The organism is Nocardioides ginsengisegetis, assembly GCF_014138045.1.
GTDB classification, from domain to species: Bacteria; Actinomycetota; Actinomycetes; order Propionibacteriales; family Nocardioidaceae; genus Nocardioides; species Nocardioides ginsengisegetis.
The window spans coordinates 3,150,385-3,170,010 of the sequence record NZ_JACGXA010000001.1 but is presented as its reverse complement, the minus strand read 5'-3'; the positions used below and the strand labels follow the sequence as shown (position 1 = coordinate 3,170,010).

The 19,626-nt window shown below is 73.3% G+C and carries 22 protein-coding genes; 12 read left to right on the top strand and 10 right to left on the bottom strand.

Translation table 11 applies throughout. The features are described from left to right. The first annotated feature begins 33 nt into the window (after nt 1–33). Nucleotides 34–1,977 (top strand): APC family permease, encoded by a 1,944-nt coding sequence (locus FB382_RS15285; protein ID WP_246377197.1) that lies wholly within the window; start codon nt 34–36, stop codon nt 1,975–1,977. A 4-nt stretch (nt 1,978–1,981) separates the two neighbouring features. Here the strand turns inward: FB382_RS15285 and FB382_RS15280 are convergent, their stop codons facing one another. Both FB382_RS15280 and FB382_RS15275 read right to left on the bottom strand, forming a co-directional pair. Further along, a complete protein-coding gene (locus tag FB382_RS15280) occupies nt 1,982–3,127 on the bottom strand; it encodes an acyl-CoA dehydrogenase family protein (protein WP_182540509.1) in 1,146 nt (381 codons plus the stop codon). Between the two features lie 26 nt (nt 3,128–3,153). Then, complete coding sequence (locus FB382_RS15275) at nt 3,154–4,308, bottom strand: acyl-CoA dehydrogenase family protein (protein ID WP_182540506.1); 1,155 nt, start codon at nt 4,306–4,308, stop codon at nt 3,154–3,156. 104 nt (nt 4,309–4,412) lie between these two features. Between FB382_RS15275 and rlmC the strand changes: the two genes are divergently transcribed. Further along, complete coding sequence (gene rlmC / locus FB382_RS15270) at nt 4,413–5,537, top strand: 23S rRNA (uracil(747)-C(5))-methyltransferase RlmC (protein ID WP_182540503.1); 1,125 nt, start codon at nt 4,413–4,415, stop codon at nt 5,535–5,537. Nucleotides 5,538–5,749: 212 nt separating this feature from the next. On the opposite strand, the gene FB382_RS15265 is transcribed toward rlmC, so the two are convergent. Continuing rightward, entirely contained in the window at nt 5,750–6,355 is a 606-nt protein-coding gene (locus FB382_RS15265; RefSeq protein ID WP_125038327.1) for a hypothetical protein, read from the bottom strand. A 16-nt stretch (nt 6,356–6,371) separates the two neighbouring features. Here FB382_RS15265 and FB382_RS15260 point away from each other — a divergent pair, with 16 nt between their 5' ends. Genes FB382_RS15260 through FB382_RS15250 form a run of 3 tightly spaced genes read left to right on the top strand, consistent with a single transcriptional unit; the run spans nt 6,372 to nt 7,927 of the window. After that, complete coding sequence (locus tag FB382_RS15260) at nt 6,372–6,545, top strand: hypothetical protein (protein WP_220481371.1); 174 nt, start codon at nt 6,372–6,374, stop codon at nt 6,543–6,545. A 57-nt stretch (nt 6,546–6,602) separates the two neighbouring features. Next, nucleotides 6,603–7,271 (top strand): SprT-like domain-containing protein, encoded by a 669-nt coding sequence (locus FB382_RS15255; protein WP_182540499.1) that lies wholly within the window; start codon nt 6,603–6,605, stop codon nt 7,269–7,271. A 53-nt stretch (nt 7,272–7,324) separates the two neighbouring features. Next, nucleotides 7,325–7,927 carry a hypothetical protein gene (locus FB382_RS15250; RefSeq protein ID WP_182540497.1) on the top strand — a complete coding sequence of 201 codons (603 nt, stop codon included), beginning with the start codon at nt 7,325–7,327 and terminating at the stop codon, nt 7,925–7,927. A gap of 25 nt (nt 7,928–7,952) precedes the next feature. On the opposite strand, the gene FB382_RS15245 is transcribed toward FB382_RS15250, so the two are convergent. Then, the gene (locus FB382_RS15245; protein WP_182540495.1) at nt 7,953–9,203 is read right to left on the bottom strand and encodes a protein kinase domain-containing protein; all 1,251 of its coding nucleotides are present in this window, start codon (nt 9,201–9,203) and stop codon (nt 7,953–7,955) included. A gap of 51 nt (nt 9,204–9,254) precedes the next feature. Further along, a complete protein-coding gene (locus FB382_RS15240; protein WP_182540493.1) occupies nt 9,255–9,581 on the bottom strand; it encodes a hypothetical protein in 327 nt (108 codons plus the stop codon). Nucleotides 9,582–9,774: 193 nt separating this feature from the next. Here FB382_RS15240 and FB382_RS15235 point away from each other — a divergent pair, with 193 nt between their 5' ends. Together FB382_RS15235 and FB382_RS15230 are read left to right on the top strand one after the other, a co-directional pair. After that, on the top strand, nt 9,775–11,274 hold the full coding sequence (locus FB382_RS15235) for a glycoside hydrolase family 30 protein (RefSeq protein ID WP_182540491.1): 1,500 nt from the start codon (nt 9,775–9,777) through the stop codon (nt 11,272–11,274). 66 nt (nt 11,275–11,340) lie between these two features. Beyond that, the gene (locus tag FB382_RS15230; protein WP_182540489.1) at nt 11,341–11,826 is read left to right on the top strand and encodes a hypothetical protein; all 486 of its coding nucleotides are present in this window, start codon (nt 11,341–11,343) and stop codon (nt 11,824–11,826) included. A 26-nt stretch (nt 11,827–11,852) separates the two neighbouring features. On the opposite strand, the gene FB382_RS15225 is transcribed toward FB382_RS15230, so the two are convergent. Both FB382_RS15225 and FB382_RS15220 read right to left on the bottom strand, forming a co-directional pair. Then, nucleotides 11,853–12,281, bottom strand: a complete 429-nt coding sequence (locus tag FB382_RS15225) for a DUF2237 family protein (protein WP_182540487.1) — start codon at nt 12,279–12,281, stop codon at nt 11,853–11,855. Between the two features lies 1 nt (nt 12,282). Continuing rightward, nucleotides 12,283–13,182 (bottom strand): alpha/beta fold hydrolase, encoded by a 900-nt coding sequence (locus tag FB382_RS15220; RefSeq protein WP_182540485.1) that lies wholly within the window; start codon nt 13,180–13,182, stop codon nt 12,283–12,285. Between the two features lie 97 nt (nt 13,183–13,279). On the opposite strand from FB382_RS15220, the gene FB382_RS15215 reads away from it, so the two are divergent. Both FB382_RS15215 and FB382_RS15210 read left to right on the top strand, forming a co-directional pair. Then, nucleotides 13,280–13,966: an alpha/beta fold hydrolase gene (locus tag FB382_RS15215; protein ID WP_182540483.1), complete on the top strand. Its 687-nt coding sequence runs from the start codon at nt 13,280–13,282 to the stop codon at nt 13,964–13,966. Between the two features lie 108 nt (nt 13,967–14,074). Next, a complete protein-coding gene (locus tag FB382_RS15210) occupies nt 14,075–15,427 on the top strand; it encodes a peptidase associated/transthyretin-like domain-containing protein (protein ID WP_182540481.1) in 1,353 nt (450 codons plus the stop codon). On the opposite strand, the gene FB382_RS15205 is transcribed toward FB382_RS15210, so the two are convergent. Then, entirely contained in the window at nt 15,424–15,720 is a 297-nt protein-coding gene (locus FB382_RS15205) for a WXG100 family type VII secretion target (protein WP_182540479.1), read from the bottom strand. The genes FB382_RS15210 and FB382_RS15205 overlap by 4 nt on opposite strands. Further along, nucleotides 15,720–16,034 (bottom strand): WXG100 family type VII secretion target, encoded by a 315-nt coding sequence (locus FB382_RS15200; RefSeq protein ID WP_182540476.1) that lies wholly within the window; start codon nt 16,032–16,034, stop codon nt 15,720–15,722. Before FB382_RS15200 ends, FB382_RS15205 begins: the two co-directional genes overlap by 1 nt. Before the next feature lie 180 nt (nt 16,035–16,214). Between FB382_RS15200 and FB382_RS15195 the strand changes: the two genes are divergently transcribed. Then, nucleotides 16,215–16,709, top strand: a complete 495-nt coding sequence (locus tag FB382_RS15195; RefSeq protein ID WP_220481370.1) for a DUF4234 domain-containing protein — start codon at nt 16,215–16,217, stop codon at nt 16,707–16,709. A gap of 74 nt (nt 16,710–16,783) precedes the next feature. On the opposite strand, the gene FB382_RS15190 is transcribed toward FB382_RS15195, so the two are convergent. Continuing rightward, nucleotides 16,784–17,512 carry an FCD domain-containing protein gene (locus FB382_RS15190; protein ID WP_182540474.1) on the bottom strand — a complete coding sequence of 243 codons (729 nt, stop codon included), beginning with the start codon at nt 17,510–17,512 and terminating at the stop codon, nt 16,784–16,786. Nucleotides 17,513–17,657: 145 nt separating this feature from the next. Between FB382_RS15190 and FB382_RS15185 the strand changes: the two genes are divergently transcribed. Then, entirely contained in the window at nt 17,658–18,188 is a 531-nt protein-coding gene (locus FB382_RS15185; protein ID WP_182540472.1) for a gluconokinase, read from the top strand. Beyond that, nucleotides 18,188–19,597, top strand: coding sequence for a GntP family permease (locus FB382_RS15180; protein WP_182540470.1), 1,410 nt, complete (start codon nt 18,188–18,190; stop codon nt 19,595–19,597). Before FB382_RS15185 ends, FB382_RS15180 begins: the two co-directional genes overlap by 1 nt. Nucleotides 19,598–19,626 lie beyond the last annotated feature (29 nt).

The following is a 19,626-nucleotide window of genomic DNA, read 5'->3' as shown; positions in this document are numbered from 1 at the left end:
CTTCGGGAGGCGGCACCTACAGTTCCGCCTGTGATGAGTACGACGCAGGCGACCGCTGCGAGGCGCTGGTTCTTCCAGACCGAGCATCCCGACCCGAGCGGCCAGAGCGACCGGGAGCGCGAGGCGTCCCAGCACAAGGTCAAGCCGTGGTGGCAGGTGATGTGCCTGACCGGCGTGGACTACTTCTCCACGCTCGGCTACCAGCCCGGGATCGCGGCCCTGGCGGCGGGAGCGCTCGCTCCGGTGGCGACCCTCGTGCTCGTGCTGGTGACGCTCTTCGGGGCGCTGCCGATGTACCGCCGGGTCGCGCAGGAGAGCCCGCACGGCGACGGCAGCCTCTCGATGCTCGAGAAGCTGCTGTCCTACTGGCCGAGCAAGCTCCTGGTGCTGGCGCTCATCGGCTTCGTGGCCACGGGGTTCATCATCACGATCACCCTCTCCGCGGCGGACGCGACCGCCCACCTCGCGGAGAACCCCTACCTGCACGACACCCTCTCCGGGCACCGGGTGTGGGTGACCCTGGGCCTGCTCGCTCTGCTCGCGGCGGTCTTCCTCAAGGGCTTCAGCGAGGCCATCGGCATCGCGGTCGTGCTGGTGACGATCTACCTCGGGCTCAGCCTGGTTGTCGTGGTCGACGGCTTCTCCCAGGTCTTCGCCGACACCACGACGTTCAGTGACTGGACCTCGGCGATGACCGACGCCCACTCCTCACCGCTGGGCATCATCGGCGCCTCGCTGCTGGTCTTCCCGGCGCTGGCGCTCGGCCTGTCCGGCTTCGAGACCGGCGTCGTGGTGATGCCGCTGGTCGAGGGCGACGAGTCCGACACGCACGCCGAGCCGAAGGGCCGGATCCGCAACGCCCGGCGGCTGCTCACGACGGCCGCGCTGATCATGAGCGTGATGCTGATGGGCTCCTCGCTGGTGACCACGCTGCTCATCCCCGCGGACGCCTTCGAGCCCGGCGGCGAGGCCAACGGCCGGGCCCTGGCCTACCTCGCGCACGGCTCGCTCGGTGAGGGCTTCGGCACGGCGTACGACGCAGCCACCATCGGCATCCTGTGGTTCGCCGGCGCCTCGGCGATGGCGGGGCTGCTCAACATCGTGCCGCGCTACCTGCCCCGCTACGGCATGGCGCCGGAGTGGGCTCGCTCGACCCGGCCGCTGGTGCTCGTGTTCTCCGCCATCGCGGCCGTCGTCACGATCCTCTTCCACGCGTCCGTCGACAAGCAGGCCGGCGCCTACGCGACCGGCGTGCTGGCCCTGATGACCTCGGCGGCCGTCGCGGTGACGCTGACCGAGTGGCGCCGCGGCCACCGCCCGGTCGCGGCCTTCTTCGGCCTGGTCTCGGCGGTCTTCGTCTACACGATCTCCGTGACGATCCTGGACCGTCCCGAGGGCCTGATGATCGCGCTGGTGTTCGTGCTGATGATCCTGGTGATCTCGCTCGTCTCCCGGATCACCCGCAGCACCGAGCTGCGCGTCGCGCACGTCGACTTCGACAAGGCCGCCCGCGAGCTGATCGACCACGCCGCGCGCGGACCGCAGCCGCTGCGCTTCATCGCCAACCAGCTCGACGAGGGCGACCAGGAGGAGTACGACGAGAAGGCGGCCGAGGTCCGCAAGGACAACCACCTGACCGAGGACGACTCGACGCTCTTCCTCGAGGTGGAGGTCACCGACGCCAGCGACTTCGCCTCCAGCGTCCCGGTCACCGGCCTGACGATCGCCGGCCACCACGTCCTGCGGGCGCGGGGCACCAGCATCCCCAACGTGCTGGCGGCCGTGCTGCTCGCGCTCGGCGAGATGCTCGACGAGCCGCCGCACGTCTACCTCGAGTGGAGCGAGAACGGGCCGGGCGAGAACGCGCTCCGGTTCCTGTTCGCGGGTGAGGGCGACGTACCTCCGCTCACGCGCGAGATCCTCCGGCGCGCCGAGCCCGACGACGCCCGCCGGCCGCACGTGCACGTCGGGGGCTGACCGCCTACGGCAGCGGGTCCACCTGCTCGTGGTCGGCCACGGTGGCCGACAGCTGGGTGAGGTGGAAGTTGCCGTCGCCGAGCAGGTGGTCGAGCGCGGTGAGGCGGCTGGTGTAGCTGCCGATGGAGTACTCCGCGGTCATGCCGATGCCGCCGTGCAGCTGGATGGCCTCCTGGCCGACGTGGCGGGAGGCGCGGCTGACCTGGAGCGCGGCCCGCGAGGCCGCCTCGGCCATCTGGTCGGGCTTGCCGGCCGCCAGCACCATCGTGGCCCACACCGTCATCGACTTGGCGAGCTCGAGGGAGACGTACATGTCGGCGGCCCGGAAGTTCAGCGCCTGGAAGGTGTTGAGCGGGACGCCGAACTGCTTGCGGTTGCGGAGATACTCCGTCGTCGTCGACAGGGCCACCTCCATCAGGCCGATCGCCTCGTTGCAGGCCATCACGCGGGCGATGTCGAGCACCGCGCCGATGGTGGGCGTGCGGTCGGCGCCGGGCTCACCGAGGGGCGTGGCGGACGCGTCGGCGAAGGCGATGCGGGCGGCGCGGCCACCGTCGTGGGTGGCGTAGCCGTCGCGGGTGACGCCGTCGGCCGACGGGTCGACGAGGAAGAGGCCCGTGCCGCCGTCGGGCAGCGCGGCGGACACGACGAGCTGGTCGGCCCGGGCGCCGTGGGGGACCGGCTCCTTGGTGCCGGACACGGTCCACGACGAGCCCTCGCCCGTGGCCGTGACCGCCGTGGCGGACGCGGTCCAGCGTGCGCCCGGCTCGGCGTGCGCGAAGGCGAGCAGCCGCTCACCGGCGGAGAGGGCGCCCAGCACGTCGGCGCGCTGCTCGGCCGAGCCGGCCGCGGCGACCAGTCCACCGGCCAGGACGACGGCGGTCAGGTAGGGCTCGGGTGCGAGCACGCGGCCGATCTCCTCGGCCACGATCGCGACCTCCACGGGGCCGGCGCCGGAGCCGCCGTCCTCCTCGTGGAAGGGCAGCCCGAGCACGCCCATCTCGGCCAGCCGCGCCCACAGCTTCTCGTCGTAGCCCGGGTCCTCGGCCACCGTGCGGCGGCGGTTCTCGTAGTCGGCGTAGGTCTTGCCGACCAGGCCGCGGACGGCCTCGCGGAGCGCCTGCTGCTCCTCGTCGTAGGTGAAGTCCATGGAAGTGCCTTTCCCAGCAGTCCGGCTCAGAGTCCGAGGATCGTCTTGGCGATGATCTGGCGCTGGATCTCGTTGGACCCGCCGTAGATCGAGGCCTTGCGGAGGTTGAGGTACGCCGGCGTGGCGCGGTGCGTCCAGGCCGGCAGGTCCGAGCTGTCGGACCCGGCCCCGGAGGCCAGCGAGGCCGGCCCGGCCAGGTCGACGACGAGCTCGGAGACGGCTTGCTGGAGCTCGGTGCCCTTGAGCTTGAGGACCGACGAGGCGGGGTGCGGCTTGCCGTCGGCGGAGTGTGCGGCGACCCGGAGCACGGTGAGCTCGAGGGCCAGCAGCTCGTTCTCCAGCTCGGCGAAGCGGGCGGCGATGAGCGGGTCGGCGAGCTGGTCGCCGGCGTACTCCTTGGCCTGGGCGAGGACCCGCTTGGTGGCGCCGACGGGGGCCACCCCGACGCGCTCGTTGCCGAGCAGGAACTTCGCGTAGTCCCAGCCGGCGTTGAGCTCGCCGACGAGGTTGTCGGCCGGGACGCGGACGTCCTCGAACCACACCTCGTTGACCTCGTGGCCGCCGTCGATCAGCTCGATCGGGCGGACCGTGACGCCGGGGGAGGTCATGTCGATGAGCAGGAAGGAGATGCCGCGCTGCTTCTTGGCCTCGGGGTCGGTGCGGACGAGGCAGAAGATCCAGTCGCCGTGCTGGCCGAGCGTGGTCCACGTCTTCTGGCCGTTGACGACGAACTCGTCGCCGTCCTTCACCGCGGTCGTCCGCAGCGAGGCGAGGTCGGAGCCGGCGTCGGGCTCGGAGAAGCCCTGCGACCACCAGATGTCGAGGTTGGCCGTCTTGGCCAGGAAGCGTTCCTTGATCTCCTGCGACCCGAACTGCGCGATCACCGGGCCGACCATCGAGGCGTTGAAGGCCAGCGGCAGCGGCACGCACGCGCGCTGCATCTCGTCGTGCCAGATGTGGCGGCGCAGCTCGCTCCAGTCCTGGCCGCCCCACTCGACGGGCCAGTGGGGCACGGCGAGGCCGGCGGCGTTGAGCACCCGCTGGCTCTCGACGATCTGCTCCTTGGTCAGCTCCTGGCGCGCGGCGACGGCGTCGCGGATCTCCTGCGGGACCTTCGTGGTGAAGAAGGCCCGCATCTCCTCGCGGAACGCGGCGTCCTCGGCGGACAGCTCCAGCTGCATCGGCGTACTCCTCGATCGGGGCCTCGGATCGGGTCCTGGGGGGAACCTACCCGGCGGTAGGAAGGACGGGAACCGGCGCGGGCCGCCACTAGGCTGGCGGTCCCATGCAGTGCGACTACTACGACGCCGGCCGCTGCCGGTCCTGCTCCCTGATCGAGCAGCCCTACGCCCGCCAGCTGGCCGACAAGCAGGCCGCCTGCGAGCAGCTGCTGGCCGGCTTCGACGGGCTGGTGTGGCTGCCGCCGGTCGCCAGCCCGCAGGAGCGCTTCCGCAACAAGGCCAAGATGGTCGCCGGCGGCACCGTCGAGGCGCCCACGCTGGGGATCCTCGACCGCGACGGCCTCGGCGTGGACCTGCGCGGCTGCGGGCTGCACACCGACGGCCTGCGTGCGGCCCTGCCGGTGCTGGCGGACTTCGTGACCCGCGCCCGGCTCACGCCGTACGACGTGCCGACCCGCCGCGGCGAGCTCAAGCACCTCCTCGTCACGGAGTCGCCCGACGGCGAGCTGATGGTGCGGTTCGTGCTGCGCTCGGAGGAGTCGCTGGCCCGGGTCCGCAAGCACCTCGGCTGGCTGCGCGAGGCACTGCCGCAGGTCGTGGTCGTCTCGGCCAACCTCCAGCCCGAGCACAAGGCGGTCCTCGAGGGCGAGCGTGAGGTCCTGCTGACCCACGAGACCACGCTGCGGATGCGGGTCAACGGGATCGACCTGCACCTGCGCCCGCAGAGCTTCTTCCAGACCAACACCGCGATGGCGGCCGAGCTCTACCGCCTCGGCCGGGAGTGGGTGGGCGAGCGCGCGCCCGCGACCGTCTGGGACCTCTACTGCGGCGTGGGCGGCTTCGCCCTCCACGTGGCCGCTCCGGGTCGCGAGGTCGTCGGCATCGAGGTCAGCACGGAGGCGATCGCGAGCGCCGAGCAGAGCCGCGACGAGCTCGGGCTGACCGGCGTCCGGTTCGAGGCGGGCGACGCCATCGCCTGGGCGACCTCCCGCGATGCGCCACCGGACCTGGTCGTGGTGAACCCACCCCGGCGCGGGATCGGCGCCGACCTCAGCCGGTGGCTCGAGGAGTCCGGCGTGCCCGGGGTCCTCTACTCCAGCTGCAACGCCCAGACGCTGGCGCGCGACCTCGCCGAGATGCCGTCGCTGCGGCCGGTGCGGGCGCGGCTGCTCGACATGTTCCCCAACACCGGGCACTACGAGGTGCTCGTCCTGCTCGAACGCAGGTGAACGAGGGCCCGAACCGAGGGCCCGGGGCAGCGGCGGCCCCCGGGCCCTCGGGCCTCACCCGCGGGTGAGGCCGACGGTGAGACAGGCGTCGCCCCCCGGCAACGCCCACCTCTCCCAGCCGGACCCGCAGCGCATGCGTCTCCGCCGACCGAGCCGTCCCCCAGCCAACGCGACGGCGAAGGGGTGCGTCATCCCCAACTTGAAGGAGGGGCTCAGGTGGCGACGGCGATCTCGTCGCCCAGCCGGGCGCCGCGTTGGAGCGCCAGGTCGTCGCCGGACCAGAACATGCCCGGGTCGAAGTAGTTGGTCGGCAGCCGGTCGTCGAGCAGCCCCATGGCGGCGTACGTCGCGGCCACCACCTCGGCGCAGTAGGTCATCTCGGCGGGTGCCGGACGTCGCAGCCGGCCGCGCGCCCAGCGGCCGGCCAGCGCGACCGTCGCGGGGAACGGCGTGCCGTCGAGCCGCGCGATGGTGCGCAGCACGGCGTCCTCCATGACCGGCGTGATCGTCGCGTCGAGCTGGCGCAGCCACGCCTGCTGCTCGTAGCGGCCCGACCACTGGTCCACGGCGGCCCGCAGGTCGTGCAGCTGGACGCCGCGGTGGTGGGCGCCGGACCAGACGCACTCCAGGCCCTTGCCCAGCTCGGCGTGCCACATCAGCGGCGGCAGGTCGTCGAGCACCACCGCCATGCCGACGTGGTTGACCGGCGCGTTGGTGACGACGCGGATCGCGTGGTCGGCGGCGGAGTGGCCGCGGAAGAGCCACAGGTCGCCGGTGCGGGTCAGGTCGACCGCCTCGTCGAGGCCGATGCTGGGCATGTCTAGAGTCCCTGTCATGAAGGCTGGCAAGCTCTGGCGGTTGCTCGGGGTGGCGGGAGTGGCCGGGGTCGCGGCCACCGGGGTCATCATCGCGCGTGACCAGCGTCGTCGCGCGCAGCTGACGCCCGACGAAGTGCGGGCGCGTCTGCAGGACCGGCTGGCTGGCTCGGCCGACTCCAGCGACGACTGACGGCCCGACCGGCCCGCCGCACGACCACTGTCGGAGGGCTCGCCTAGCGTTCTCGCCATGGAGCTGCCCGACGCCTTCGCCCTCGCCGAGCACCTGCTCGCGCGGCACGGGCTGACCGCGTGGTCGGTGGAGTTCGACAGCGCCAAGCGCCGGGCCGGGATCTGCCGGTTCGGCGACCGGGTGATCGGCCTGAGCGCGCCGCTGACCCGACTCCACTCGGTGGCGGAGGTCGAGGACACGATCCTCCACGAGATCGCGCACGCCCTGGTCGGGCCGCGCCACGGCCACGACGAGACCTGGCGGCGGGTCGCCCGCGAGATCGGCTCGTCCGGGGCGCGCTGCGTGGACGCCGACTCGCCGCGCGTCGAGGCGGCCTGGCTCGGCACCTGCCCCGAGGGCCACACCGTCGGCCGGCACCGCCGCCCCGAGCGGGTGGTCTCCTGCCCGACCTGCAGCCCCACCTTCGACCTGGCGGCGGTCTTCGCGTGGACCCACCACGGCCGGCCGGCGCTGATGCACCCCAACTACGAGGCCGAGCTCGCGGCGCTGCGCCGGGGCGAGCGGCTGGCGTGGCTCGCCGTCGGCAGCCGGGCCCGCGTCACCGCCGCGGGGGAGCACCACGGCGTCGTCGGGCGGGTGGTCAAGCGGGGCCGCACGACCTACCACCTCAAGGCCGGCCGGATGCTGCTGCGGGTGCCGTTCGCGTGGGTGGAGCCCGTCCGCTGAGGTTGGTGGGGAAGAAGGGGATTGAAAGTCACCCGATCGGGCACGCTCCAGACGTGTCGTTCCTCGCCATCCCCCGGCTGACCGGCTCCCACGCCGGCGATCTCCTCTCGACCATGACCCGCTCCGTGGGTCTGCGCCCCGCAGCACCCTGGCTGCCACCCGGCGAGACCCTGCGCGCCCGGATCTTCCGGCACGGCCTCACGCCCCCGGTCGACGTGCCGTGGCTCGACAACGGCGGCGTGGACGACGCCCGGGTGCGGCTGGTCTCACCGCTCTCCCTGGCCGGTACGTCGATCGCCGTCACCGGGCTCTGCCTGCGCGTCGAGCAGGCCGACGGATCGGTCGGCGACCTCGTGCTGCGGGCGCCGGCGCGTCCGGCGTGGAGCCCGCCGAGCCCGCGTCGCGTGGCCCGCGAGGTGGTCCTGGTGACCGAGTCGCCCTACCTCTCCGACGCGGGGCCGGTGTCCCTGCGCGCGCGTCAGACGGGGGCGGAGTCGTTCGAGCTGGCCTGCCGGGTCGGCGAGGGCGACTGGCAGGTCTTCGCGGACCTGCGGATCTCGTCGCGGCCGTGTGTCGGTGAGGAGTTCGAGCCGCTCCCGGAGGTCAACACGCTGCCCGGCCTCGAGCCGCTGCGCGCCTCGCCGTTCGCCTCCTGAGCGGGGTGCCCTGACCCGGCGGGGGTCAGTGCTTGCCCTTGTGCCCGTGCTTGTCGTGCCCGTGCTTGTCGTGCGGGGCCGGCGGCGGGGGCTTGCTCGCGGGCGTCGGGGTCGGCTTTGTCGACGTCGGGGTCGACGTCGGGGTCGACGTCGGGGTGGCGGGCGTCGACGGCTCAGTGTTGCTGACGGGCGAGGACGACGGCGTGCTCACCGGCGACGTCGGCGTGCCCGTGTCGCCGCCGCTGCCCGCGGCCATCGCCACGACCACGACGAGCGCCAGGATCGCGCCGACGGCCCCGATCACGCCGCGCTGGTGGGCCGGGACAGCCGCGAGCCGCTCGCGACCCGACGCGACGAGCGCGGCCGCGGAGGCGGCGGGTGCGGCGAAGGGTGCCGCGGCAGGTGCGGCGGCCGGTGCGGAGACCGGCGCCGCGACCGGCACCGGTGCGGTCATGACGCGCGTGGCGGAGGGGTCCGCGAGCTCGCCGAGGGTCGCTGCCACCTCGCCCGCGGAGGGCCTGGCTGCGGGGTCGGCCGCGGTCATCGCACCGAGCAGCGCGGCCCACGTCTCGGGCAGCCAGTCGGGGATCTCGGGGTCACGGCTCAGCCGCGCCAGCGCCGACTCGGTCGGCGACCCGGGGAAGGACCGTTCGCCGGTGAGCACCTCGAGCAGCACCAGCCCGAGGGAGTAGACGTCGACCGCGGTGGTCACGTCCTCGCCACGCACCTGCTCGGGGGAGAGGTAGGCGGCGGTGCCGATCGCGTGACCCGTCTGGGTGTGCCGGACGGTGTCGCCGATCAGCCGCGCGATGCCGAAGTCGGCGATCTTGGTGCGGTCGGCGTCGGTCACGATGATGTTGCCCGGCTTGATGTCGCGGTGCACGACGCCCTCGTCGTGGGCGTAGGCCAGCGCCGCCGCCACCTGGGCGCCCAGCGCGGCGGTCCGCTCGGGCGACAGCGGGCCGTCCGCGCACACCCGGCCGAGGGTCCGGCCCTCGACGAGCTCCATGACGAGGTAGGGCCGCTCGGCCGTCGTACCGGCGTCGAGGACCATCACCAGGCCCGGGTGGGACAGCCGGGCCAGGGTCTGCGCCTCGGCGGTGAACCGCAGGCGGTCGTTCTCGTCGGTGGCGGTCTCGCGCAGCACCTTGACCGCGACCGGGCGGTGCAGGACCCGGTCGGTCGCGCGGTGCACGTCGGCCATGCCGCCGCGTCCGAGGACGTCCTCGAGGGCGTAGCGGTCAGCGATGACGACGGGGTCCATCGAGGCGGTCACTCCAGTCTGGGGGGCGGGCGGTGCGTGCCCATCCTCCCAGAGGCTCGCCGGTCAGCCGCAGGCGGCAAGGGCCCTGACGTCGGTGGCGCAGTTGAACCAGTAGCCGTCCACGCGCAGCGCCTGGTGGCGGCGCGAGAGGAGGATGGGCCCGTGGGTGCCGGCCAGTGCCGTCGCGAGGGCGAGCGGGTCGTGGTGGTACCACCGCAGCGACGGCTCGCCGGCGAGGACGATCTCGATGGAGGAGCCCGACTGGATCACGTCCAGGACGGCGACGCACTCGGCGGCGGAGGCCTGCTTCCAGTGCGCCCAGTGCAGCAGGTGGCCGGGGTCGTAGGAACCGCAGCCGGAGGACGTCGGTGTGCGCTCGTCGACGATCATGTGTGCTCCCCCCAGAGACGGTTGCGGTCGTGTGACCCGGTCCTCGAAAGGTAAAGGCACCGGAGAGCCGCCACGCCGCCAACACACGCGTCTTGAGGGAATCTGGAGGTTTCTCCTCACCCGGCCCGGTTTGACTCTGGGCCGTGGTCCGTCAGAGTGGATGAGGAACCTCCCCACTCGGACGGGAATCGACATGCCTGTGACCCACCGGCCTCGGTCGCGTCGGCGTACGGCGTTCTCCCTCGGGCTCACCGCGACGGTGGCCCTCGCCACGCTCTCCGGCGGCTGTGCCGCCACCGACCCCGACTCGGCGCCGACCTTCCGCGACCACCCCCGCAGCCAGCACGCCCAGCAGCACGCCCACGGCCGTGAGCACGGTCGCCGCTCGGGACGGCAGGGCGGCGACGTCCGGTCCCCGCACTACCCCGTCAACACCGGCACCTTCTGGGTGTCCTCGCCCACGGACGCCTCGCGGCGGCTGCTCGTCGAGCCGGGCGCGGCCGGCCCAGCGACGGCCACCGTCTCGGTCGACCCGGGCGACCCCCGGCAGGTCTGGTGGGGCACGGGTGCCGCCCTGACCGACGCCTCCGTCGGCCTGCTGCGTGACCGCCCCGACGCGCTCCGCGCGCTCTACGGCGCCTACGCCTCCGACGGCGCCCGCCTCAGCATGCTCCGCCTGCCGCTCTCGGCGACCGACTTCTCCCCGGAGCCGTGGGCCTGGGCCTGGGACGGCACCCGCCCCTCACCGCCCAGCCAGGAGACCGCGGCCGTCGACCTGCTCCGCGGCCAGATCCTGGGGCTCCGGCCCGGGCTCAAGGTGGTCACGGCGCCGTGGACGGCGCCGGCCACGATGAAGTCCAACCACTCCCTGCGCGGCGGCAGCCTCGCGGCCGGCGCCGAGACGCCGTACGCCGACCTGCTGGCCGCCCAGAACACCTGGCTCAAGAGCCAGGGGGTGCCCGTGTTCGCGACCACCGTGGGCAACGAGCCCGAGTGGAGCAGCGACTACCCCTCGATGCGGATGAGCGACGACCAGCTCGTGCAGGTCGGACGCGCCGCGGGGCCGCGGCTGCACACGCTCGGCGTTCGGCTCTGGGCGCTGGACCACAACTGGTCCGACCAGCCGCACGCCGCGGCCTCGCTGCAGGGGGCGCCGGCGGCCTACGACGGCGTGGCCTACCACTGCTACGGCGGCCGGCCGGACGCGATGGCCGCCGACCCGGTGCCGCGGATGGTGACCGAGTGCACCGGCACGACCGACGGCTGGGGCGGCACGTTCGCCTGGGACGCCCGCAACCTGGTCGCCGACGCGGTGGCGGCCGGCTCGTCGGGGCTGATGATGTGGAACCTCGCGCTCGACGCCGCGCACGGGCCGGTCGACACGGGATCGACGTACGGCTGCAAGAACTGCCGGGGCCTGCTGACCGTGACCCCGGACGGGGTCAGCCGCGAGCCGGAGTTCTTCACGCTGGCGCACCTGTCCCGGGCCGCGACGCCGGGGGCCCGGGTCGTGTCCTCGACGTCGACGCCGGGGCTGGCCGTGGCGACGTTCAGGAACGAGGATGGGTCGATCGGTGTGTTCGGCCACAACGCGACGGGGACCGAGCAGGTCGTGCGCATCGAGGTGAAGGGCGGCGCGACGGTCTCCTACCGGGTCCGTGCCGGGGAGCTGTTCACCTACCGATCGCGCTGATCGGCGCTCCATCTCGTAGGCTCGAGAGTCGGCGTCGGACTGGCGCCGGAAAGGGATGAGGATTTCGTGTCGGACGCTTACTGCGACCTGTGTGACCTGCCACTGTCGACCTGTGTGCACGGGATGCCCGCGCCGCCGCCGGTCGAGGTGAAGCCCGCCGCCCGCACGAAGACGCCCCCGCGCGTCCCCGGCACCCGCGCCTCGGCGCCCGCCGCGGCCGTCGAGGCCAAGCCCGTGAAGGCTGACATCTCGGTGCGCCGCGCGGACGCGAAGCGGACCCCGCAGCGCTACTACCGCCACTACATCCTCGAGGCGCTGGTCGAGGCCGGCGGCAAGGGCTCGACCGACGACGTCCTCGCCGACGTGGAGCGGCTGATGGAGGACGTGCTCCTCGACGGCGACCGCGACAAGATGCCGACCGGCGAGCTGCGCTGGCGCAACGCCGCGCGCTTCGAGCGCAAGGCCATGCTCGACGAGGGCCTGCTGCTGCCCGTGACCCAGCCGGGCGTGTGGGAGCTCAGCCCCGAGGGCCGCTCGCTCGCGACCGACTGACCGACTGAACCGCCGGCTGGGCGGTCTCACTCCTCCAGGGAGCTGGCGTCCTCCGGGACGTCGACGCGGTGCTGCTGGAGCATCTCCAGCGGGATGAACTCCAGTGCCCGCTCGCTGGTGCAGCTCAGCACCACCGGGGCGGCCGCGCCCGCCTGGTGCGCCTGCAGCCAGCGCAGCGCGACCACGCACCAGCGGTCGCCGGGCACCAGCCCCGGGAAGCCGAACTCCGGTCGCGGCGTCTCCAGGTCGTTGCCCACCGCCCGCTGGTGGTCGAGGAACTCCCGCGTCATCACCGCGCAGACCGCGTGCAGCCCGATGTCCTCGGGGCCGCAGCGGCAGCTGCCGTCGCGGTGGAAGCCGGTCATCGGGTCGGTGCCGCACGGCTGCAGCTCGCCGCCGAGGACGTTGCGCTCGGGGCGCTCGGGGCGCTCGGGGCGCTCTTGACGCGGGTCCATCTCAGGCGAGACCCGCGATGTCGATGAGGTCGTCGAGGATCCGCTCGAGCTGGGCGACCAGCGAGAGGTGCCCCTCGTCCTCGAAGAGGTGCGGCTGGGCGGTCGGGACGTGCGCCGCCAGCCAGGCCCCGTGCGCGTATGGGACCATCGCGTCCTGGCGGCCCTGCCAGATCGCCACCGGGACGTCGATCTCCGCGAGGTCGAAGCCCCACGGCGCCATGATGGTCAGCCCGTCCTCCAGCGCGCCGGCCACGCCCTGCGCGCCGGCGTGGTGGAAGGAGCGGGCGAGCTCCTCGGCCAGCTCGCCGGTGATCGCGGCCCGGTCCACCTCGGTGACCAGGCCACCGAACGCCGCCGCGATCTCGTCGGCGGAGGCCGCGAACATCGGCGGATAGGCCCGCTCGAGCAGTGCCCGGTAGGCCTCGGGACCGCGGCGGGCCGTGTCGTACTCCTCGACGTTCTCCGCGGCCATCCCCGCCGTCCAGTCCAGGCCCTCCGCGTCCGGCGGGGCGACCCCGGCCAGGGACACCGCGCCGCGGCACTGGTCGCCGAGCAGCGCGGCCGCCGCCAGCGCCCGCGGGCCGCCTCCGGAGTGGCCGATGGTCACGAACTCGTCGATCGCGAGGTGGTCGAGGATGGCGGCCATGTCCAGGACGTCGTCCTTGACCTGGGCCGCACCGACCGCCGGCCGCGGCGTGGACCGGCCGTAGCCCGGCCGGGAGTAGGTCACCAGCCGCAGGCCCAGGTCCCGGGCGGTGCCGTCCCAGGCGTCGCTGTGCACGGCCGCGGACGGCGAGCCGGAGTGGTAGAGCAGCGGGAAGCCGTCCGGCTCGCCGCCCACCAGCACCTCCAGGGTGCGGCCGTCGTGGGTGCGGACGTCGATGTAGCCGTCGTCGGTCATGCGAGCCTCTCCTCCGTGGTGAGCCGAGGCTACGACGCCCCGACCGCCGTGACCATCGGCTGACCATCGGCAACCTGCCCTCCGCCACACTGGATCCGTGCACGCCGAACCCCGACTCCTCGACACCCGGGTGCCCGCGCGACCGGAGGGCGCCGTACTCCTCCTGCACGGTGGCGCCCAGCGCCCCGGCCGGCCGCAGGTGAGCCCGACCCAGCTCTCCGTGCTCCGGATGATCCCGATCGCCGGGCGTGTGGCGCGGGCCGGACGGGGGCGGCTGGCGGTCTTCCGGCTGCTCAACTCCCACCGCGGCTGGGACGCCTCCCACACGCCCGTCGACGACGTGGCCTGGGCGCTGGACCGGGTCCGCGAGCGGCTCGGCGACGTCCCCACCAGCCTGGTCGGGCACTCGCTCGGCGGCCGCGCGGCGCTGCTCGCGGGCCACCACGACGGCGTCCGCAGCGTGGTCGCGCTCAACCCGTGGCTCTACCCCGACGACGACGCCGACCTGAGCGGCCGCCGGGTGCTGTTCGTGCACGGCACGGCCGACCGGATCGCCGCCCCCGGCGACGCCGCCCGGGTGGCGCGGCGGATCGGGCAGCGCGCCGACGTCGGGTACGTCGCCGTGCCCGGCGCCCGCCACGCGATGCTCCGTCAGGGCTCGTTCTTCGAGCGCGCTGCCGCCCGGTTCGCGACCGCGACGCTGCTGGGGGAGCGGGAGCGGATCCGGCAGTCGGACCCCGTCTCGCGGGTCCTGCGCGGCGAGCAGTGGGTGACAGCTTGGTGAAAGACCGGCTCGACCGCTGACGATGTCGGCATCCCGACGTACCCTTCCTCCCAGAGCCATCGGGGGCTTTCGGGAGGGCCTTCGTGGGGGAGGCCGAAGGAGGGGCTCGTGCGTCGAGCAGTGGTGCTGGTCATCGGAGCGGTCGTGGCTGCGGTCATGTCCGCGTCCATGGTCCTGGGCTCGGCCGCGTCGGCCTCCGCCGACACGACCGTCGTGGTCCGCGGCTTCGCCTTCCCCGACGCCTACAACAGCCTGGCCATCGTCGGCTGCGCCGGCCTCTACGACCGGGTCCCCGAGCCGATCCCGACCTTCCTCAGCCGCGGCGACGGCGCCCCCGCGGGCGAGCGCAGCCTCAAGTACGACCTCGCCGGCGGCAACGCGGTCGGCTCCCAGCACCGGGTCGCCTCGCTCGCAGCGACGACCGTCGCCGGCCTGTCGCTCGCGGCGCCGTCGGGCACGACCGGTGTCGCCTACGTCGGCTACCAGCCGCCCGCCGACCGCGACTCCGACCGGATCTGGGTCGGACGTGCCGAGCTGTCCGCCGCCCCCGGTGGCTGGCGGCCGGTCGACGTCACCGGCCTGAGCTACACGTGGAGCCACGTCGACGCCGTCACCCACGCGCCCGTCCCGCCGCGGGCCACCGACCTGCCGGCGCCCGGGAGCGCCACGGTCACCGACTTCATGGCCACCCAGGGCGGCGACGGCCAGGGGTTCTACGCGATCGGCTTCGGCTGCGACGGCAACCCCTTCAAGATCGACGCGCTGCGGATCGGCGGCCCGGCCGGCGTCACGACCTACGACCTCGAGGGCTACACCTCGGTCACCGACATCGCCGCCTCCGGTCCCTCCGTCGTCGTCGGCGACGCCGTGCGCCTCGACGGCACGCTGCTGTCCGGGTCCGGTGTGCCGGTCCCCGACGGGCTGCTGGTGCTGGAGGCCCAGCCGTTCGGGGCCAAGGCCTTCTCGCCGGTCGAGGGGTCCGAGGTGCGTGGCGGCCACGTGTCGCTGACCGTGCAGCCCACCACCCGCACCCTCTACCGCTGGCGCTTCCTGGGCAGCTCCTCCACCGACGCCAGCACCTCCGCGCCCGTCGTGGTCGACGTGACGCCGCTGGTCACCGCCGACCGGCTGGCCGACCGTGACGGTGGCGTCACGGTCACCGGCACCATGACCCCCGCCAGGGCCGGCGTCGTCGCGACGCTGTGGCGGCTCACGGCCAAGCGGCCGGTGCAGGTCGGCTCGGCCCGGACCGACGCCGACGGCCGCTACGCCATCCCCGTCGCCGACACCCTCGGCGGCACCTGGCGCTACGTCGTCACCGTGCCCGCGACCGCCGGCAACCTCGCCGCGACGTCCCCGGCGCTCTCGATCGGCCCGCCCCCGGGGGCTCCGACCACGAGCGCACCCAGCCCGAGCGCACCCAGCCCGAGCGCACCCACCCCGACCGACACCTCCCGCTAGGTCACCTGCTCCCACATCCGCTGGTTGGTCGCGGCGGCGTCGGCGTAGTTCGCCTCGGCCCCGGACGCGGCGGCGTGGAGGGCCCGCAGGGCCTCGCGCATCCGGGCGAAGCCGTGCTCCCACCGGGCCTGGGCGGTCAGGTGAGCATCGGCGGCGAGCCCCTCCCAGGTGCCGTGGAGGGCGGCGACCCGGGCGGCGAGGTCGGTGGCGATCTCCTCGAAGGCCGTCTCGCAGGCGTCGACCCGGGCCACGACCCGACGCAGCTCGTCGAGGTCGACGTCGAAGCCGCTCATCAGAGCCCGCCCAGCCGCGCGGCGAGGCGCGTGGTCCGGTCGACCGAGGCATCGTCCTGCCGGACCAGCGCGCCGTGGGCAGCGTCGAGGAGCTCGGCCATCCCGGCCAGGGCCGCGATGGCCTCGTCGGCGCCCTCGCACCACTCGGTCCAGGCCTCGCCGAACGCGGTCGCGGCCGCGCCGGTCCAGGCGCCGTCGATCAGTCCCGTGACGTCCCGGTCGAGCCGCCGTCGCCGCTCGTCGAGGTCGAGGGACGCGGTGCGGACGTCGGACACGCCCGTGTCGAAGGCGGTGTGGTCCAGGGCGATGGTCATGAGGTCTCCCGAGAGGTCGTCGTCACCGACCAGCCTGCCCGGTCCACCACCGTCGCGAACCCGTCCGGACCGCACCTGTGGATAACGGCGATTCGGCCCGGCAGCAGGTGGTGCGGCCATAGATTCCTCGCGCAGCCGTCCCGCGAGGGACACCAACTCCAGGGGAACAGGAACCGCCACATGTCCGAGACAACTCCGTCCGAGGTCCCGACCGGGGACGTCGCCGCCCCCGCGCCCGCACCGTCGTACGGCGCCCCCATGACGACCCCCATGACCACCCCGCAGGCCGGGATGATGCCGATGGGCGCCACGTCCGGCGCGCCCGGCAAGGTCCGTTCGACCGGCCTGTGCATCCTGCTGGCGATCGTGACGTTCGGCATCTACTCGCTCGTGTGGTTCTACAAGACCCACGACGAGATGAAGCGCCACTCCGGGCAGGGCATGGGCGGCGCCCTCGCGCTGATCCTGGCGTTCTTCGTCGGCATCGTGATGCCCTACCTGACCTCGGGCGAGGTCGGCGGCCTCTACGAGCGCGCGGGCCGCGAGAAGCCCGTCTCCGCGATGACCGGCCTGTGGTACTTCCCCGGCGCCTTCATCCTGATCGGCCCGCTCGTGTGGTTCGTGAAGACCAACGGCGCAGTCAACGACTACTGGAAGTCCGTGGGCGCCGCCTGAGCGCACCCCAGGCACCTGGCACCACCTGACCGCCCGTCCGGGGTGGGGCTCGCGCCCCACGTCGGGCGGGCGCGTCAGTTCTGGTCGTCCCCCTGCTCCTCGCGCAGGGCGGCCGCGGCCTCGGCGATGATCGCGCGCATCGCCGTCTCGGCGCCCTCGGCGTCACCGAGGCGTACGGCGCGGGCCACCTCGTCGTGCAGCGCGATCGCCTCGGGGTTCGGCCGGTGCGGCATCATCCCGTGGTGGGTCCGGCCGCTGAGGACCTCCTCCACGACGGAGTCCAGGGCGCTGAGCATCTCGTTGCCGCTGGCCTCGAGCAGCGTGCGGTGGAAGACCGTGTCGGCCAGGAGGTAGGAGTCCAGGTCGCCGTCGCGGCCGTGGACGACCATGTCGGAGACCGCCGCCGCCAGGATCCGGCACTGGTGCGGGTTGGCCCGCTCGGCCGCGAGCGCCGCCGCGACCGGCTCGATGCCGCGCCGCAGCTCCGAGAGGGAGAGCAGCTGCTCGGTCCGGTCGTCGGAGTCCAGCCGCCACCGGATGACCCGCGGGTCGAAGACGTTCCAGCGGGTCCGCGGCTGGATGGTGATGCCGACGCGTCGGCGCGAGGCCACGAGCCCCATCGACTCCAGGACCCGGATCGCCTCGCGGGCCACGCTGCGGGAGACGGCGTACGCCTGGCACAGGCCGTCGAGGGTGACCACCTGGCCGGCCGCGAGCTCACCCGACGCGATCCGGCCGCCCAGCGCGTCCAGGACGCCGGCGTGCTGGCCGAGCGAAGGGCTGGTTGATGGGGTCGTCGTCACCCATACATCCTCGCATCACGCCCACAGGGAAGGAAAGAACGGATAAATCTGGATCAAAGGGTTGCAAAAGTATGACTAATGCTTGCACCATGTGTGAGCGCAGCCACAACCGCCGTCATCCGCACCCCGATCCGGAGGAACCGTCATGTCCCACCCGCTCCTGGTCGTCATGGGTGTCTCGGGCTCCGGCAAGTCCACGGTCGGCGCCGCGCTGGCGCAGCGGCTCGGCGTGCCCTTCGAGGACGCCGACGACCTACACCCCGCGGCCAACATCGCCAAGATGAGCGCCGGCCAGCCGCTCGACGACCGCGACCGCGAGCCCTGGCTCGAGCGGATCGGGGAGTGGCTGGCGACCCGGGCGGACGGCGGGGTCGTGAGCTGTTCGGCCCTCAAGCGGAGCTACCGCGACCACCTGCGGCGGCACGTGCCGGCGCTGGAGTTCGTGCACCTGGAGGGCTCCCACGAGGTCATTGCCCGCCGCCAGGCCAGCCGTCCCGGCCACTTCATGCCCGCCTCGCTGCTGGCCTCCCAGTTCGCCACCCTCGAGCCGCTCGAGGCCGACGAGCGCGGCATCGTCGTCGACGTGGACCAGAGCGTCGACGCGATCGTCGAGCAGGCCGTCACCCGCATCACCGCCACCCCCGGCACCGCCCCCACCCCCGATGAGGAGAACTGATGTCCGCCCTGTCCGCCGTCCTGCCCCTGGCAGCCGCCCCGCTCGTCGAGCCGGTCGCGTCGGGTGCGCAGCTGATCACGGCCGCGCTCGTCGCCATCGCCCTGATCGTCGTGCTGATCACCGTCGCCAAGGTGCACCCCTTCCTGGCCCTGACCTTCGGCGCCATCACGGTCGGCGCGCTCGCCGGCCAGAACGTCCTGCCCGACGCCGACGGCCTCGGCGTGCTGACGTCCTTCGGCTCCGGCTTCGGCGCGACCGCCTCGGGCGTGGGCATCCTGATCGGCCTGGGCGCGATGTTCGCCAAGCTGCTCGCGGACTCCGGCGGCGCCGACCAGATCGTCGACACGATCGTCGGGCACGCCTCGCCGCGCACGCTGCCGTGGGCGATGGCCCTGGTCGGCGCGATCATCGGCCTGCCGATGTTCTTCGAGATCGGCCTCGTCCTGCTGATGCCGGTCATCTACCTCGTCGCCCGCCGCGCACAGGTCTCCCTGATCACCGTCGGCATCCCGGCGCTGGCCGGCCTGTCGGCCATGCACGGGCTGGTCCCGCCGCACCCCGGTCCGCTGACCGCGATCGGCTACCTCGGCGCCGACCTCGGCGTCACGCTCGCCATGGGCGTCCTCGTCGCGATCCCGACCGTGATCGTCTCCGGTCCGCTCTTCGGCCGGATCGCGGGCCGCTGGGTCGACGTCCCTGCTCCGCACACCTTCGACGCCGACCGTGAGGCCGACGCCCAGCGCCCGTCGTTCGCGGTCACGATGTTCAGCGTCCTGCTGCCGGTCGTGCTGATGCTCGGCAAGGCCCTCGTCGACATCTTCATCGATGACTCGACCCAGACCTTCCGCCAGGTCTTCGACCTGCTCGGCACGCCGCTCGTCGCGCTCCTGATCGCCGTCGTCGTCGCGATGTTCACCCTCGGCCGCGGCGCCGGCATGGACCGCGCCCGGGTCAGCAAGACCCTCGAGGGCTCGCTGCCCGCGATCGCCGGCATCATCCTGATCGTGGCCGCCGGCGGTGGCTTCAAGCAGGTGCTGGTCGACACCGGCATCGGCACCCTGCTGGCCGACTGGGCCGCCGACAAGAACATCTCGGTGCTCCTGCTCGCCTGGGTGCTCGCCGTCCTGATCCGCCTCGCCACCGGCTCGGCGACCGTCGCGACCATCACCGCGTCCTCGCTGATGATCGGCCTGGTCGACGGGCTCAGCACCGGCGAGACCTCGCTGGTGGTGCTCGCCGTCGGCGCCGGCTCGGTCTTCTTCAGCCACGTCAACGACGCCGGCTTCTGGCTCGTCAAGGAGTACTTCGGGCTGTCGGTCGGCCAGACCCTCAAGACCTGGTCGCTGATGGAGACGATCCTGTCGGTGACCGGCCTGGTGTTCGTGCTGCTGCTCGGGATCGTGGTCTAGCCGGACGACGTGAAGGGGCTCGCCGCCGG

Coding starts and splice junctions, on each gene's coding strand:
- FB382_RS15285 (WP_246377197.1), top strand. CDS start 34: ATGAGTACGACGCAGGCGACCGCTGCGAGGCGCTGGTTCTTCCAGACC.
- FB382_RS15200 (WP_182540476.1), bottom strand. CDS start 16,034: ATGACCATCGCCCTGGACCACACCGCCTTCGACACGGGCGTGTCCGAC.
- FB382_RS15225 (WP_182540487.1), bottom strand. CDS start 12,281: ATGGACCCGCGTCAAGAGCGCCCCGAGCGCCCCGAGCGCCCCGAGCGC.
- FB382_RS15240 (WP_182540493.1), bottom strand. CDS start 9,581: ATGATCGTCGACGAGCGCACACCGACGTCCTCCGGCTGCGGTTCCTAC.
- FB382_RS15260 (WP_220481371.1), top strand. CDS start 6,372: ATGAAGGCTGGCAAGCTCTGGCGGTTGCTCGGGGTGGCGGGAGTGGCC.
- FB382_RS15185 (WP_182540472.1), top strand. CDS start 17,658: ATGTCCCACCCGCTCCTGGTCGTCATGGGTGTCTCGGGCTCCGGCAAG.
- FB382_RS15220 (WP_182540485.1), bottom strand. CDS start 13,182: ATGACCGACGACGGCTACATCGACGTCCGCACCCACGACGGCCGCACC.
- FB382_RS15235 (WP_182540491.1), top strand. CDS start 9,775: ATGCCTGTGACCCACCGGCCTCGGTCGCGTCGGCGTACGGCGTTCTCC.
- rlmC (WP_182540503.1), top strand. CDS start 4,413: ATGCAGTGCGACTACTACGACGCCGGCCGCTGCCGGTCCTGCTCCCTG.
- FB382_RS15280 (WP_182540509.1), bottom strand. CDS start 3,127: ATGGACTTCACCTACGACGAGGAGCAGCAGGCGCTCCGCGAGGCCGTC.
- FB382_RS15180 (WP_182540470.1), top strand. CDS start 18,188: ATGTCCGCCCTGTCCGCCGTCCTGCCCCTGGCAGCCGCCCCGCTCGTC.
- FB382_RS15195 (WP_220481370.1), top strand. CDS start 16,215: ATGTCCGAGACAACTCCGTCCGAGGTCCCGACCGGGGACGTCGCCGCC.
- FB382_RS15275 (WP_182540506.1), bottom strand. CDS start 4,308: ATGCAGCTGGAGCTGTCCGCCGAGGACGCCGCGTTCCGCGAGGAGATG.
- FB382_RS15265 (WP_125038327.1), bottom strand. CDS start 6,355: ATGCCCAGCATCGGCCTCGACGAGGCGGTCGACCTGACCCGCACCGGC.
- FB382_RS15255 (WP_182540499.1), top strand. CDS start 6,603: ATGGAGCTGCCCGACGCCTTCGCCCTCGCCGAGCACCTGCTCGCGCGG.
- FB382_RS15205 (WP_182540479.1), bottom strand. CDS start 15,720: ATGAGCGGCTTCGACGTCGACCTCGACGAGCTGCGTCGGGTCGTGGCC.